This window comes from Enterococcus sp. 2STP (assembly GCF_032465635.1).
Lineage (GTDB): Bacteria > Bacillota > Bacilli > Lactobacillales > Enterococcaceae > Enterococcus_B > Enterococcus_B lactis.
Window position 1 is genome coordinate 135213 of sequence record NZ_JAWDJH010000011.1, and the last position, 13914, is coordinate 149126.

General features: G+C 35.7%; 15 protein-coding genes. 1 reads left to right on the forward strand and 14 read right to left on the reverse strand.

The annotated features are described in order from the left end of the window. Nucleotides 1-272: 272 nt before the first annotated feature. The 10 genes from dnaJ to RWU19_RS03670 all read right to left on the reverse strand — a co-directional run bounded on the left by dnaJ (nucleotide 273) and on the right by RWU19_RS03670 (nucleotide 9034). Nucleotides 273-1439, reverse strand: a complete 1167-nt coding sequence (gene dnaJ, locus RWU19_RS03625) for a molecular chaperone DnaJ (RefSeq protein WP_002289374.1) — start codon at nucleotides 1437-1439, stop codon at nucleotides 273-275. Between the two features lie 150 nt (nucleotides 1440-1589). Further along, complete coding sequence (gene dnaK, locus RWU19_RS03630; RefSeq protein ID WP_002292134.1) at nucleotides 1590-3419, reverse strand: molecular chaperone DnaK; 1830 nt, start codon at nucleotides 3417-3419, stop codon at nucleotides 1590-1592. Between the two features lie 50 nt (nucleotides 3420-3469). Beyond that, nucleotides 3470-4033: a nucleotide exchange factor GrpE gene (gene grpE / locus RWU19_RS03635; RefSeq protein ID WP_002292135.1), complete on the reverse strand. Its 564-nt coding sequence runs from the start codon at nucleotides 4031-4033 to the stop codon at nucleotides 3470-3472. A gap of 93 nt (nucleotides 4034-4126) precedes the next feature. Then, nucleotides 4127-5170: a heat-inducible transcriptional repressor HrcA gene (hrcA, locus tag RWU19_RS03640; protein ID WP_002294449.1), complete on the reverse strand. Its 1044-nt coding sequence runs from the start codon at nucleotides 5168-5170 to the stop codon at nucleotides 4127-4129. Nucleotides 5171-5403: 233 nt separating this feature from the next. Then, nucleotides 5404-6570, reverse strand: a complete 1167-nt coding sequence (gene hemW / locus RWU19_RS03645) for a radical SAM family heme chaperone HemW (RefSeq protein WP_123837853.1) — start codon at nucleotides 6568-6570, stop codon at nucleotides 5404-5406. Nucleotides 6571-6585: 15 nt separating this feature from the next. Further along, a complete protein-coding gene (locus RWU19_RS03650; RefSeq protein WP_002329322.1) occupies nucleotides 6586-6813 on the reverse strand; it encodes a hypothetical protein in 228 nt (75 codons plus the stop codon). 251 nt (nucleotides 6814-7064) lie between these two features. Continuing rightward, nucleotides 7065-7331, reverse strand: coding sequence for a type II toxin-antitoxin system RelE family toxin (locus RWU19_RS03655; protein WP_002329323.1), 267 nt, complete (start codon nucleotides 7329-7331; stop codon nucleotides 7065-7067). Continuing rightward, entirely contained in the window at nucleotides 7328-7558 is a 231-nt protein-coding gene (relB, locus tag RWU19_RS03660) for a type II toxin-antitoxin system RelB family antitoxin (protein ID WP_002329324.1), read from the reverse strand. Before relB ends, RWU19_RS03655 begins: the two co-directional genes overlap by 4 nt. A gap of 579 nt (nucleotides 7559-8137) precedes the next feature. Then, the gene (locus RWU19_RS03665) at nucleotides 8138-8356 is read right to left on the reverse strand and encodes a hypothetical protein (protein ID WP_010732437.1); all 219 of its coding nucleotides are present in this window, start codon (nucleotides 8354-8356) and stop codon (nucleotides 8138-8140) included. 15 nt (nucleotides 8357-8371) lie between these two features. Next, the gene (locus RWU19_RS03670; protein ID WP_010732436.1) at nucleotides 8372-9034 is read right to left on the reverse strand and encodes a hypothetical protein; all 663 of its coding nucleotides are present in this window, start codon (nucleotides 9032-9034) and stop codon (nucleotides 8372-8374) included. Nucleotides 9035-9496: 462 nt separating this feature from the next. On the opposite strand from RWU19_RS03670, the gene RWU19_RS03675 reads away from it, so the two are divergent. After that, on the forward strand, nucleotides 9497-10126 hold the full coding sequence (locus RWU19_RS03675) for an ImmA/IrrE family metallo-endopeptidase (RefSeq protein WP_123837855.1): 630 nt from the start codon (nucleotides 9497-9499) through the stop codon (nucleotides 10124-10126). Nucleotides 10127-10155: 29 nt separating this feature from the next. On the opposite strand, the gene RWU19_RS03680 is transcribed toward RWU19_RS03675, so the two are convergent. The 4 genes from RWU19_RS03680 to RWU19_RS03695 all read right to left on the reverse strand — a co-directional run bounded on the left by RWU19_RS03680 (nucleotide 10156) and on the right by RWU19_RS03695 (nucleotide 13729). Further along, nucleotides 10156-10914: a restriction endonuclease gene (locus RWU19_RS03680; RefSeq protein ID WP_070770059.1), complete on the reverse strand. Its 759-nt coding sequence runs from the start codon at nucleotides 10912-10914 to the stop codon at nucleotides 10156-10158. A gap of 489 nt (nucleotides 10915-11403) precedes the next feature. Beyond that, the gene (locus RWU19_RS03685) at nucleotides 11404-12429 is read right to left on the reverse strand and encodes an HNH endonuclease signature motif containing protein (RefSeq protein ID WP_123837856.1); all 1026 of its coding nucleotides are present in this window, start codon (nucleotides 12427-12429) and stop codon (nucleotides 11404-11406) included. Nucleotides 12430-12900: 471 nt separating this feature from the next. Then, a complete protein-coding gene (locus RWU19_RS03690) occupies nucleotides 12901-13062 on the reverse strand; it encodes a hypothetical protein (RefSeq protein WP_002294460.1) in 162 nt (53 codons plus the stop codon). Next, nucleotides 13055-13729, reverse strand: coding sequence for a zeta toxin family protein (locus RWU19_RS03695; RefSeq protein ID WP_123837857.1), 675 nt, complete (start codon nucleotides 13727-13729; stop codon nucleotides 13055-13057). Before RWU19_RS03695 ends, RWU19_RS03690 begins: the two co-directional genes overlap by 8 nt. Nucleotides 13730-13914 lie beyond the last annotated feature (185 nt).

Consider the following 13914-nt stretch of genomic DNA (forward strand, 5'->3'; position numbering starts at 1 on the left):
AAATGAACTAATTCAACTAATCGAGTTTTTTATCTATTCATATTTTACCAAAATATAGTAATGGCTCATTATCAACTTTTTATCAATATAGAAAGTGATAGCCATCCCCTTCTTTCATTTCCTAGATTCCTTTTTCCTCGCCCTAATAAACGCTATTGAAAACTAGCATTACTAAGTGTTAATACATAAAAAAATAAAAGACTTACCAATTTTTTCTAGAAATAGAAAATTTTGGTAAGTCTTTTTGACACTTGTGTTTTTTACTAGAAAAGCTACTTCCGCTTTTTCCCGCCAAAAGCATCTTTGAATTTATCGAAGAAACCATCTTCTTGTTGTTCTTCTACTTTGATGCCGCCAGCTTCAGCGAATGCACGTAACGCTTCTCTTTGTTGTTCATTTAGATTTTTCGGCGTGATCAGTTTTACTTTGACATGTTGGTCGCCTGTTGCACCACCACGTAACTTTGGAGCGCCTTTTCCACGTAAACGGAAGTTCGTACCTGTCTGTGTACCAGCAGGAATCTTCAGTTTCACATCTCCATGGACAGTTGGTACTTGGACTTCATCCCCCAAAGCTGCTTGTACAAAACTTAAAGGCAATTCATAGTAAATTTCAGAACCTTCACGATCAAAGATATCACTTTCTTCTACACGGAAGACCACATACAAATCACCAAATGGTCCGCCGTTTTCTCCGGCTTCTCCTTGACCAGCTAAACGCATTTGTTGTCCTTCTTCTACCCCAGCAGGTACATTCACTTTGACTGAGTGAGCTTTCTTCTCATGACCTGAGCCATGACATGTTGGACAAGGTTCTTTGATTTCTTTTCCTGTCCCATGACAAACATCACAAGTTTGACGACTCATCACTCGTCCAAGCGGTGTTTGACGTTCTACATTGATCGTACCTGCACCATGGCATTTATGACAAGTAGTTGGTTGCGTACCTGGTTTTGCCCCATTTCCGCCACAAGTATGACAGATCTCTTCTCGATTGTACTTGATTTCTTTCTCTACGCCAAAAATTGCTTCTTCAAAAGATAAGTCGACCGTATATTGCAAATCAGCTCCTTGACGAGGCGCATTGGGATCGACTGAACGACCTCCCCCTCCAAAGAAAGAATCGAATATATCTTCAAAACCACCGAATCCGCCGCCAGAGAAGCCGCCGAATCCACCAAATCCGCCACCAGCTCCACCAGCACCGTAATTTGGATCTGTACCTGCATGCCCGTATTGGTCATATGCAGCGCGTTTTTGCGGATCACTTAAAATTTCATAAGCTTCTGATACTTCTTTGAATTTTTCTTCCGCATCAGGTTCTTTATTGATATCAGGATGGTATTTTTTTGAAAGCTTACGATAAGCTTTCTTTATTTCATCTTCTGATGCTCCTTTTGAGAGCCCTAAGACTTCATAATAATCACGTTTTGTTGCCATAGGCTTTCCTCCTATTGGTTCTCATCATTTTCACGTCGCTTGTTATCATATCATATTTTGTTTGAAACAAAAACCGATACTTCAAACTATTTTTCAAAAGAAAAAGCCAAAGTAGCAACTTTGGCCTTCTCTCGAAATTCAGTGAACTGATTATTTATCGTCGCCATCGACTTCTTCAAAATCAGCATCAACGACATCATCTGCTCCGCCTTGAGCTGCTTCTGGGTTTTCTTGAGCTTGTTGTTGTGCCGCTTGTTCGTATAGTTTAACAGTCAAGTTTTGAACGATTTCGTTCAATGCATCGCGTTTAGTTTTCATTTCTTCGATGTTGTTTGCTTCAACAGCGGCTTTCAATTCATCGCGAGCTGTTTCTGCTTTTTTCACTTCTTCTTCGTCCACTTTGCCTTCTAATTCTTTCAATGTTTTGTCCACAGAAAATAGCAATGCGTCTACATCATTACGTAGGTCAACTTCCTCTTTACGAGCTTTATCTGCTTCAGCGTTTGCTTCTGCATCTTTTACCATACGTTCGATTTCTTCGTCTGTTAGACCTGAAGAAGATTTAATCGTGATTTTTTGTTCTTTTTGTGTACCTAGATCTTTCGCAGATACATTTACAATCCCGTTTTTATCAATATCGAATGTTACTTCGATTTGTGGGATACCACGAGGAGCTGCTGGAATATCTGTCAATTGGAATCTTCCTAGTGTTTTGTTGTCAGCAGCCATTGGGCGTTCACCTTGTAATACATGGATATCTACTGCTGGTTGATTATCTGCTGCAGTTGAGAACACTTGTGATTTACTTGTTGGGATCGTTGTATTGCGGTCAATCAATTTAGTGAATACACCGCCCATTGTTTCGATGCCTAATGACAATGGCGTAACGTCAAGTAAAACAACATCTTTTACATCACCAGTGATCACGCCGCCTTGGATAGCAGCACCCATCGCAACTACTTCATCAGGGTTAACTGATTTGTTTGGTTCTTTTCCTGTTTCTTTACGTACTGCTTCTACAACTGCAGGGATACGAGTAGATCCACCGACCAAAATAACTTCGTCGATTTCTGATTGTGATAGACCTGCATCTTTTAGTGCTTGACGTACTGGTACTTTCGTACGTTCTACTAAGTCAGCTGTTAATTCATCAAATTTTGCACGTGTCAATGTCATTTCCAAGTGCAATGGTCCAGATTCACCAGCTGTGATAAATGGTAAGCTGATTTGTGTGCTTGATACGCCAGATAAATCTTTTTTCGCTTTTTCAGCAGCATCTTTCAAGCGTTGTAACGCCATTTTGTCTTGAGATAAGTCAATGCTGTTTTCTTTTTTGAATTCTGCTACCATGTAGTCGATGATTTTGTTATCAAAGTCATCCCCACCTAGATGGTTGTCACCAGCTGTTGACAATACATCAAAGACACCATCTCCTAATTCAAGGATTGATACGTCAAAAGTACCACCACCAAGGTCGAATACTAAGATTTTTTCGTCACGATCTGTTTTATCCAAACCATAAGCAAGAGCAGCTGCAGTTGGTTCATTGACGATACGTTCTACTTCTAAACCAGCGATTTTACCAGCATCTTTTGTTGCTTGACGTTGTGCATCGTTAAAGTAAGCTGGTACAGTAATAACTGCTTTTTCGACTTTTTCACCTAAGTAATCTTCTGCAAATCCTTTGATATATTGAAGAATCATTGCTGAGATTTCTTGAGGTGTGTATGATTTGCCTTCTACATCTACTTTGTAACCAGCTTCACCGATATGGCGTTTGATTGATGAAATCGTATTTGGGTTTGTCACAGCTTGACGTTTTGCCACTTCCCCTACTTGGATTTCTCCATTTTTGAATGATACAACAGAAGGTGTTGTACGGTTTCCTTCTGGGTTAGCGATGATTTTTGCTTCGTTTCCTTCTAGTACTGCTACTGCAGAGTTAGTCGTACCTAAGTCAATACCGATAATTTTACTCATAATTAACGTCTCCTTCTTTAATTGAAAGTGTAAGTTTTATATCCGCACAATTATTGTGCAACAATGACCATAGTTGGTCTTAACACGCGATCATGTAATTTATAGCCTTCTTGTAGTACTTCTACAATCGTATCAGCTGGTGTATCTTCAGTCGCTGGAACAGTTTGTACTGCTTGATGAAGATTAGGATCAAAGGATTCTCCTTTAGCAGGGATTTTCTCTATTCCTTCTTCTTCCAGTGCGTTACGTAAACTTTCCAAGACCATTTCCACGCCTTTTTTCAAGCTTGCTCCTTGATCATCTGACACTTCGGTGGCTAATGCACGTTCCAGATTGTCAATTGATGGAAGCAATTTTTTGGCTAAATCTTGTGAACGGTATTTTTGTAATTGCTCACGTTCATTTTTTCCTCGATTTGCCATATTTGCGATTTCCGCACGAGCTCGCAAATATTTATCTTCCATTTCTTCTAATTCAGCTTTTAATTTTGCTGATTCGAATTCTTCCGCTTCAACTTCTGAAATGCCTGAATCTTCTGCAGCTTCGACATCGATTTCCGGTTCTGGTTGAGCATCTGTCATTTCTTTATCTAGTTCTTCTTGATTTTCTTTCACGATACAGTCTTCCTTTCATTATTCAGTCAGCTGTTTGATTGCTCTTATTAAGAAAGAGAGAACGATCAGCTGCAAATAGCTTCGTTATTCACATTACGAGTTTGACAAGTCAAGTGATCGATAGTAATCAGCAAGCTTAGCTGCTAGTTCTCTTCGATAAACATCCACTAGACCAAACATCCGAGAATAAGGCATACTAGTCGGCCCCAACAAGGCTATTGTACCTCTTCCATGACCATCTATCTCGTAACTTGCTTGAATCATGCTCATATTCTGCAATAAATCATTACCTAATTCAGCACCGATCTTGATATGAATATTACTATCCATCGGAGTGATCATTTGTGTAAGTCCATCGGAGTCTTTCATAAAAGAAAACATCGATTTAAACTGATCAAGATCTTGACGGGGCTCATAATCCAAGAGATTCATTTGTCCACTGACATAAACTTTTTCTTCAAATACATGACCAAGAACGGTGTCAAACAACTGGGACATCCCTTCTGTCGTCTGGAAATATTTATGAAGAATCATCGGAATCTCTGTACGTAGTTTATGGTACACCGTCATCAGAGGATCCCCGACTAGACGGTCGTTTACAATTTGCACCATTTTTTCTAGTTCCTGACTTCCCATGTATTCGGGAAGAGTGAACACTTGGCTTTCTACATTTCCCATATCTGTCACGACAATCGCAATGATCTGTCGATTATTCAAGGGTACGATACGAAAGCCTGTTAATCGGCGGTCTTTTATTTCAGGTCCCAACGAAAAAGTCGTATAACTTGTCAGCTCAGATAAGATCTCAGCAGATTGCTTAATGATCTCATTGATCTCGTGAAATTCTCTACCTAAAGACTGACGTATCAGCAGCAGATCATCTTCTGCTACACGAGCAGGTTTTAACAAATGATCCACATAATAACGATAGCCTAAAGCAGATGGAATCCGCCCAGAAGAAGAGTGAGTCTTCAACAGCAACCCTTCATCTTCTAATGCCTTCATATCATTGCGAATCGTTGCTGAACTGGCCTTGACTCCCTCAGACATCAATGTTTTGGAACCAACGGGCACGCCACTACTCGTATAGTGTTGGATGATCAGACGTAAAATGTCGTTTTGTCGCTTTGTTAACATCTTCCTCACCTCTCATTAGCACTCATAGATTCTAAGTGCTAATCCACTTATAAATATAGCAAGAAGCCCTTCTCCTGTCAAGAGAAAGACTTCTTTTTTTAGCACTCTATCGTCCAGAGTGCTAATTCTGAGAAATTGCTATAAACTCAGTTATATCAACGTTTCAATAGTTCTTTATTGTATTTTTGAACTTTTTTTATTTAAATTCCGATAAAAAACAAATATTCTTTAAACTATTTTTCAAACAAAAAACGCTCAAACACATTGTTTCCCAAAAAAGTCCCTCTAGGTGTCAAATAAATACGGTCTTCTTCATTAACAAGTAACCCTTCTTCCTCTAACTTCATCAACACATCTCCGTACACCGATTCAATCGTTTGTTGATAGCGATCATAGAAGTGTTTTTTAGCAATCCCAGTTTTTTTTCTTAGCCCCAAGAACATTTCTTCTTCTATTTGATTTTTTCGTGTCAACTTTTCTTCTTCCAATACCGGGCGTTCATTGACTCGTAATGGACGTAAATAGTGTTGGATTGGTCCTTTGTTACGGTAACGAATATTTCCAAGATAACCGCTAGCTCCTGCTCCAAACCCAAAATAATGGTCATTGTTCCAATACATCAAGTTATGCTGCGACTCGTGTCCGGAAAGCCCAAAGTTACTTATTTCATATTGGTGACGTCCATGCTTTTCCATTGCTTCAATGGTCTCTTCAAACATTCTAGTTTCCGTTTCCTGATCAGGCAATTCGAGTCTTCCTTGTCGTACCCAGTTCATGAACATTGTTTTGTTTTCTAGGATCAATGAGTACAAAGAATAGTGAGGCAGATCCAAAGCCAAAGCTTTTTCCAAAGTATCCCGATACCCTTCTAGTGTTTGTCCCGGTAACGCATAAATCAAATCGATGCTTACATTGGTAAAATTTTCTGCTTCTAAAAATTGCATCGTTTGATACACATCTTCTGCGGTGTGTTTACGTCCAATTTTTTTCAATAAGCGATTGTCAAATGTCTGAACTCCCATGGATAACCGATTGACGCCATAGTTTTTCATCACTTGAAGCTTTTCACGGGTCAAATCGCCAGGATTCGCTTCTACAGTAAACTCTTTACCATCCTGGAAAGGCAAGACCTCTCTAGCTCCTGATAACAATCGATCAAGTTGTTTAGCAGATAAAGAGGTTGGTGTTCCGCCCCCTACATAAAGTGTTTCCAAATTCGCTGTCGGATGACTTTCCAGCATTAATCTCATTTCATTCAGCAGCATTTCCACATACTCATCTACCGGTTGCCCTTCTAAAAAAACTTTATTAAAGTCACAGTAATAGCAGATATGCTCGCAAAATGGGATATGAATGTACGCAGAAACCTTATTTTCTGCGGGATTATTTGTTTCTATCATTGAAATTCTTTCTCCTTACGTCGAAAAGTCGTACCTGTTTTCGACCTTCTTTAAACGGTGTTCAAGCACCAGCTCCTTGAAATAAGCCGCATGTTTATAATCTAAGAAGTCTAGTTCCAAAAATGCTTGCTTGTTGTCATCGGAGCTACATGTGGCTTTCACAACCTCTCGATAAACGGTGTTCACAAAGCTGACCTTCGGCATTAACTCAAAATCTGCAAAAATATGAAAAGCTATTTTCACAGATTCTTCCTTAAGTGCTCAGGTCACAACGCTTTGCTTACAACCTCTCATATACGCATACTAAACGTATTTGGCAAACAAATCCACTAAAAAATCCAAGAATCGACTTCTTGGATGATTTTTTTTACGTTCATGATTCCTCCTAAACAATCTTGTCCTTCCTTTATTCATAAAAAAACTAGTTAAATCTCTCACTTCAAGAGTTTTAACTAGATTCCTATTATTATTTTTTTGTAAAAATAAATAGTCTCTTAATCATAGATGTTTCTTCGGTGTCCCACTTGAATAGCGATAACAACCATTTGATCATCTTCTATCTCTACCAACACACGATATTTGCCAATTCGATAACGCCATTGTCCTGAACGATTAGCGGTCAATCCTTTTCCGAATTTTCTCGGATCGTCAATACCATCAATATGTTGATACAGCCATCGAACAATCAGCGTCGCTTGATGCTTGTCCATTTTACGAAGTTGTTTCTGAATTTCAGGCGTGAATTCTAAACGGTAGGTCATTCCAACCCTCCAAATTCATGAAGGATTTCTTCCATGGATACTGTTGTTTTTCCACTTTCTACCCAATGTTTATGGGCAATTTCAGCCGTTTGACGATCGTATTCATCTTCTAGTTGTTCCATCGAATAGGTTTTTAGAAGCTCAGATAAAGTAATCCCATAAAATTCCGCCATATAAGAAAGCCATTCTTTTTCGGCATCACTCACACGAACCGTAATCATAGCCATATTATCGCCTCCCTTTTGTATCACATTGTAATACAAAAGAGACAAGATGTCAATTTTGTATGATTTACTTAGCTTATTTTGAGATTTTTCCATTTTTTTAACCAATAAAAAAGTCAGAAGAATTATTGGATTGAATGTGATTTCTGAAGAACTTTATTTTGAAGCTGCAGACCTTGCAAATGAACTCTCAGAAGAAGGGTAGTTTTTTTAAACACACCAAAATTAAACTTATCGCAAGAAACACAAAGCACCAAAAAACAAATAGCTTATATTTTTTTAAATATGTTTCTACCTTTATATAGTCTGTTTTTGACATTTCTTTTCCTAAATTGAAACGAACAATTGTTTTTACTTTCAAGAGAAATCGTGTGCCAATGATAAAGCAGCACACACTCAATACTCCTAGCAGTATTCTACCTAAAAAATTCAAATTTTCTCCTATTGTCACTTATAGCTCCTCATCCATTTGAATTTTAAACTTGTCTAGCGCTATGCCCAAAGATAATTATCATTTCTTCCATCTACTCGATCAAGGTCATCGCTTATAACAACAAATCCTGTTTTTGCTTAACGAAGCATTCAATTATTATCATGAAAACCAGCTTCTTCAATCGACTTCATTTCTTTTTTTAAATTCCAAAAAGAAGCAATACCAACCATCATTCCAATCATACTCAAAAATGCCCAAAAATATCTTTTTTGAAGAAGTAAAATGACCGAGAAAATAGCCATAATAATCGAACAGAATATGCCAATATTGATCAAATGATTGATTTTTTCTTTTGTTTTTCTTCGCATCCAAGTATACTCCTGTTATGCTAAAATATAATTGTCGTTCTTTCCATCAGCACGGTCCAACCCTTCTGCTAAGACTCCCCCGACTGATGTACTTGCAATTGTAAGTGCAATATTGAACATACTATTTAATAGACCACTTACTCCAATACCAATTTTAGCTAAAATTTGTCTTTCAACCATTCTAGTTATATTTGTTCTATTGTTTCTTAATAATGTTCTAACGGCTGAGACACTCCCACCAGTCGTCCATAGTCCAATCGCTATTAACCCTACATCAATGACACCAGCCACAAAACCAGTTGAGTTCCACCAATTTTTCCCTACGCCTCGCATTCTTGGATTGAATCCAATCATTGCTAAATACTGATTGATTGCTTGTTCCATTCTTAATTCATCTTCAGGTGTTAATAATATTTCTCCGTTTTCGTTAAATTTAGGTTGAACATCTCCATATTCTTCCTTGATTTTTTCAAGGGCTAGTTCGGAATTCTTTTTTTCTTCCGAGTAATAAACTGACAAGTCTTCAGAACTAAAATTGCTTTCACTATTCTGAGTTTCATCTAGAATCAACTCATTAGCTGAAATAATCATACTCCCACTTGTTGCTACTACGGACAAAACAAAAGTTACTGCTATTACACTAATCCACATTTTTAAGTCCAAATATTTCTTTTTCATTATGAATCCTCCAAAATTTAAATTTGCCTTATAAAGACAACATAACTATAAATTAATAACAAGTTTAATATTTTATAGCATCTTAAAAAGATGTTTTAGACTCATAATCGTTACTATTTTTATATTCTATAAAAAAACAGTTTAAATTTTAAAAAATCCAAATTTAATTACCTTGTTGTCGAATTATCAGCTAGTCACAGTAATAGCAGATTTCTTCAATGTTTCTACAGATTTTCTACTAAATAGAACCTCTGATCCAACTCCTCCAAAACGCAGCGAAGAAGATCAGCTTGGAGACAGTATCCTTTCTCACTTCAGATTGAATACTGCAGATATGGAAGTAGAAGATATGGAAGTAGAAGATATTGAAGAACTGGAAGAAGAATTAAATGAATATATGGATTTTTTAGTTCAACGTGCAAAAGCAAAGAAAAATAAAAAATAGCCAGGAGAATTATCGGATTGAATGTGATTTCTGAAGAACTTTATTTTGAAGCTGCAGACCTTGCAAATGAACTCTCAGAAGAAGTTAGTTATTACTGTTCAAAGAAAATGGAACATGTAAAATGCTACGACATTGAGAATTATCTGAATGAAGTAGAAGATGTAGAATTCATCGATTACGACTTCAAAGATAACTTAAGTAAGAAAATGCTTGGTTCTATTACAAAAGTTCATGGCGAAATCATTATTACCACCAATCAACATTTAATGCTCGAACGCAAAAATTTTACAAAAATGCATGAGATCATCCATTATTATAGGGACGTCCCCTATCTTGGAGAAGCTCATGCATTTTCTGATATGATTTTAGAAGATACTTACCTGCCAGAGGACTACGAAAAAGAACTTCGAGCAAATATAGGTGCCAGCATCCTCATGGCGAATGATCGAGCACTACCCTATGCGTTAAAAAAGTTCAGACATTTTGACGAAGTAGCCAATTACTTTTTCATGAGCAAGGCAGCCCTACGAAAAAGAATCCTCCAGTACTTGGAATTTACTGGAGGATATACTTCTGAAGAAGCGTATAGGTTATTTAAAAAATATTACTATAGAAATGGACTAGAAGTACTTCGTTATTTGGAGTAATGCTTGATACTTTAAATAGTGTTGTCATTTCAATACTTCTTAATACTCTCTGTATGACCACAATAAGCTGCACAAGCATTAAAGTATTGCCCGGTTGTTCCATTCTGCCGTAGTATCATAACTCCTTTGTTACATTTAGGACAAATTTTTATATTTTTAGGCAACGAACTCAATACTTGATATTTCAGCATCGTCTCTGGAATTAACTGATTTAACAGTTTTAAAAGTTCATATCTGCCATACCACTCGATTTTATGTGCTTTTTCATTTTCAGCTATTTGTTTATAAGCATAACTATTAAAAAAAGACGAAGTGATAAACATCTTTTTAGTCCAGTTTTTATCAGATATTCCTGCAAAAATTTTTACGTCATTATCAGTGATTAATCGCTCCTCTTTCGTGCTATTTAAGCGCTTTGATTTTGCTTGAACCGCTATACGCTCATTTTCTTTAGTTAAAATCAAATCCACGCCACCATCGCCAGTATAGACACGCTTGTCTTTTTTATACCTTTTTTTAGTAATTTCAACTTCATACCCAGCCAACCGAAACACCGCAGCTAAAAATCTCTCAAAATGATCCCCTTGTCTCACTCGATCTCGAATGCTACTTCCAAAATCCCTATCCATATCGCTTACGAAATCTACGACAATTTTTTCATCATTATTTAGTGCAAATGATACTTCTTCTAATCCCTTTTTTTCTTCTGGGATAATTTCTTGAATCTCTGTTTCATCTTCTGGCTGACTCGATTTTCCATTTAACTTCTGTAAAAATTTTAGAACCAATTTATTGTCTCCCTTCACAAAGTTATATATCACTTTTTATTGTAAATTAATAACAAGAGTATTAATTTGTTTGATCATAAAAAAATTATTTTTTTGTGAAAGGAAGATTGAACTTTCGAACAATATAAAAATGCATGAGCTATTCCACTTTATAGGGATATACCCTTGAAGAATCTCATGCTTTTTTTGATATGAAATTTAAAAAAATTTACTTGCTAGAAAACTGTGAAAAAGAACTTCGTGCAAATGTAAGTGTCAGCATCCTCATGGCGAATGTTCGAGCACTTCCTTATGCGTTAAAAAAATTTAGAAATTTTGACGAAGTAGCCAACTACTTTTTCCTGAGAAAGGCAGCACTACAAAAAAGAATCCTCCAGTATTTGGAATTTACTGGAGAAATGAACTAGAAATACTTTGTTACTTGTCATAGAACTAAGTTTCACATAGAAGGCATAGCTCCCATTAGCTTATTTGTCCCATAAAAATAAATTACGGTATTTTAGAAAAGCTATTTTCTCTTTTTTCAACGATCTTCAGCAATTTTTCTTTATCATCAGGTAACTCAAGTTCATGAATTCTAGCATGACAATTGGGGCATAACGCGATACAGTTTTCAATCACATCTTTTCCACCTTGCGACAAATATTCTATGTGGTGACAATGTAAATAAGGTACACCGTCTTTTATAAATGGTCCTTTTTCTTGGCAAAGTTGACAAATACCTTTTGCAAGTCGTTTAACATATTCAGATACGAAGGGATTACGTTTATATACTTTTGTTTTTGAGAAGAAAAACTCCTCTTTGTTAACATATTTTGCAGCCATTTTTTTGTTATAACTACTAATTTTTCTTGCTTCTTCTTCTAATTTAGTATCAGATAAATTATGAACATGCCTAGTTTGGCTTTTTTCCTGATTATATATGTCTTTATCTTCAATCAATTGCTCTTGATTTATTAAAGCTAAAGGAAATTTATATACTTTTCTTCTGTTACCCGAACTATCTTTTTCATTATCAGTATATATTTGTCCTGCTAAATATACTTCTCCCAAATACGTGTGTTCTTTTGGTTTAAATGTTTCAAATAAATGAATCTTTACAAAATTACTTTTTGAATTGGCTAAAACTTTATTTTGATTCTTATCTAATACTTGATCCCCTTTTAGCCCCATACCGGTATATTGTAAAATACCATTTAACCACTTATCTTTATAAACATTACTTCCTGTCTGATCACTAAACAATACAAGAGTATTAGTTTGATGAGATCTTCTCATTCCACCTTGTTCGGAACATTTAAACTTCTCCGAAATTTCTTTGTTAGTATATACTCTACCAACTTCTAACTCACCTAATATGTTTTTAGACCAATTTTCTCTCCATGCAATAATCTTATCAAGATTAAACATTTCTCCCTCTCTTGGCATGCCATTTCTAATTAAATCAGCTAATACACCAGTAGAAATATCTAATTTTTTTAGTAATTCTTTCTTAGTAATCAATGTTGAATTCATAGCAACGTAGCTCCTAATGATATCAATATAATTGGCATTAGATACCCTGACTCATTTTATGTTCAAGTTATCTATAATATATAAAAACATCATTATTATACCTCATTTATGTTAACTTTTACTATTCTTATCTTAGCGCATTCTTTATAGGTATATCAGAGCCAATCAGACTAAAAAATACCCGAGGTCTTCTTATGTAAAAAACACCGCTTATTACTTAAATACAACTTAGGTAAAACAATGGGTGATTCAATTATAAAATTTTATGGCGAATAATTTGGTAAAAGTTACATATGGAAAGGTTTAGAAATATTGAAAAAATAGCTAGTTCCTTTTATACCAGTAAAGTAGACCTAATAAAAAAACACAACTAATTGTTAGCTGTGTTTTTAAGTTACAATAATTATCTATTTAATAGTCTTAGTTCATTAAAATAAAAAACTCAACTTTACAAGGATATGGTTTAAAAATTTATTTATCCAACCCAACTAATTTCCTCTGCTTACGATTTGCTTCATCTGCTACGTACTTCATTACTGTTTTAAATTCTTTCGCTGAGGCGTTTTCTGATAAATCAGCGATACTTTTATTATACTTCTTCACGATTTGTTGTACTTGTTCTTTCTCAGTCATGTAATTCCTCCTCCAACTCTTTTGAAGTATATTGTATGGGTAGTACTAATTGAATATTATCTGCTGCATAATGCACTTCAGAAATGTCGTTTTGATAATCCTTAATCATTATGTGAAGGACTACTTCAGGATGTCTATCTTTGACTTTTTCAATATTCTCTCTTGACTTAAAAAACGCATTGATAAACGTTTCTTTTGGAACATGACGTCCTTCTGCTAATTCACGTTTTCGAGTGAAATCCCATGCAACTTTGGGATCTTGGTAAACATAGAAAATCGTAACGCGAAAGTTATTTTTAAGGGCTCGAATAATATTTTTCTCTGCACTAAGGATAGCAAAAGTAGCATCTAATATGAAAGAATAGCCATGTTCCAGTACATATTTTAATGATTGTTCAACTAACCAAGAAGAAGCTTTCTGAAAAACACTTGAGTTCTTTCCATTGTATTCTGGAAATTGTGTTCTAAAATAGTCCGCATCAATCACAACATGGTTGTCATAATTTTCAGATAAACCTAGTGCAACCTCTGTTTTACCTGCTCCTGGGCTTCCGGCCATGAATACCGCATCTTTTTCATCGTCAGGGATTTTCCCATTGATGATTGTTTCAATAAATTTATCTTTATTGACCCTAGCGTAATCTAAATACTTGTCTTTAGGTTCCAAGATTGCACCTTCTTTCCTTCTTCTATATTCATACTAATTATACGATATTTATATAAAAAATATAACAGTCATTTTAACCATATTAACATTTAAGTCACAGTAATATCAGATATGCTCGCAAAATGGGATATGAATGTACGCAGAAACTTTATTTTCTGTGGCTTTCACTATTTTCTTAATGAACT

Coding starts and splice junctions, on each gene's coding strand:
- RWU19_RS03690 (WP_002294460.1), bottom strand. CDS start 13,062: ATGACTGAGAAAGAACAAGTACAACAAATCGTGAAGAAGTATAATAAA.
- hrcA (WP_002294449.1), bottom strand. CDS start 5,170: ATGTTAACAAAGCGACAAAACGACATTTTACGTCTGATCATCCAACAC.
- RWU19_RS03685 (WP_123837856.1), bottom strand. CDS start 12,429: ATGAATTCAACATTGATTACTAAGAAAGAATTACTAAAAAAATTAGAT.
- hemW (WP_123837853.1), bottom strand. CDS start 6,570: ATGATAGAAACAAATAATCCCGCAGAAAATAAGGTTTCTGCGTACATT.
- dnaK (WP_002292134.1), bottom strand. CDS start 3,419: ATGAGTAAAATTATCGGTATTGACTTAGGTACGACTAACTCTGCAGTA.
- RWU19_RS03665 (WP_010732437.1), bottom strand. CDS start 8,356: ATGCGAAGAAAAACAAAAGAAAAAATCAATCATTTGATCAATATTGGC.
- relB (WP_002329324.1), bottom strand. CDS start 7,558: ATGGCTATGATTACGGTTCGTGTGAGTGATGCCGAAAAAGAATGGCTT.
- RWU19_RS03670 (WP_010732436.1), bottom strand. CDS start 9,034: ATGAAAAAGAAATATTTGGACTTAAAAATGTGGATTAGTGTAATAGCA.
- dnaJ (WP_002289374.1), bottom strand. CDS start 1,439: ATGGCAACAAAACGTGATTATTATGAAGTCTTAGGGCTCTCAAAAGGA.
- RWU19_RS03655 (WP_002329323.1), bottom strand. CDS start 7,331: ATGACCTACCGTTTAGAATTCACGCCTGAAATTCAGAAACAACTTCGT.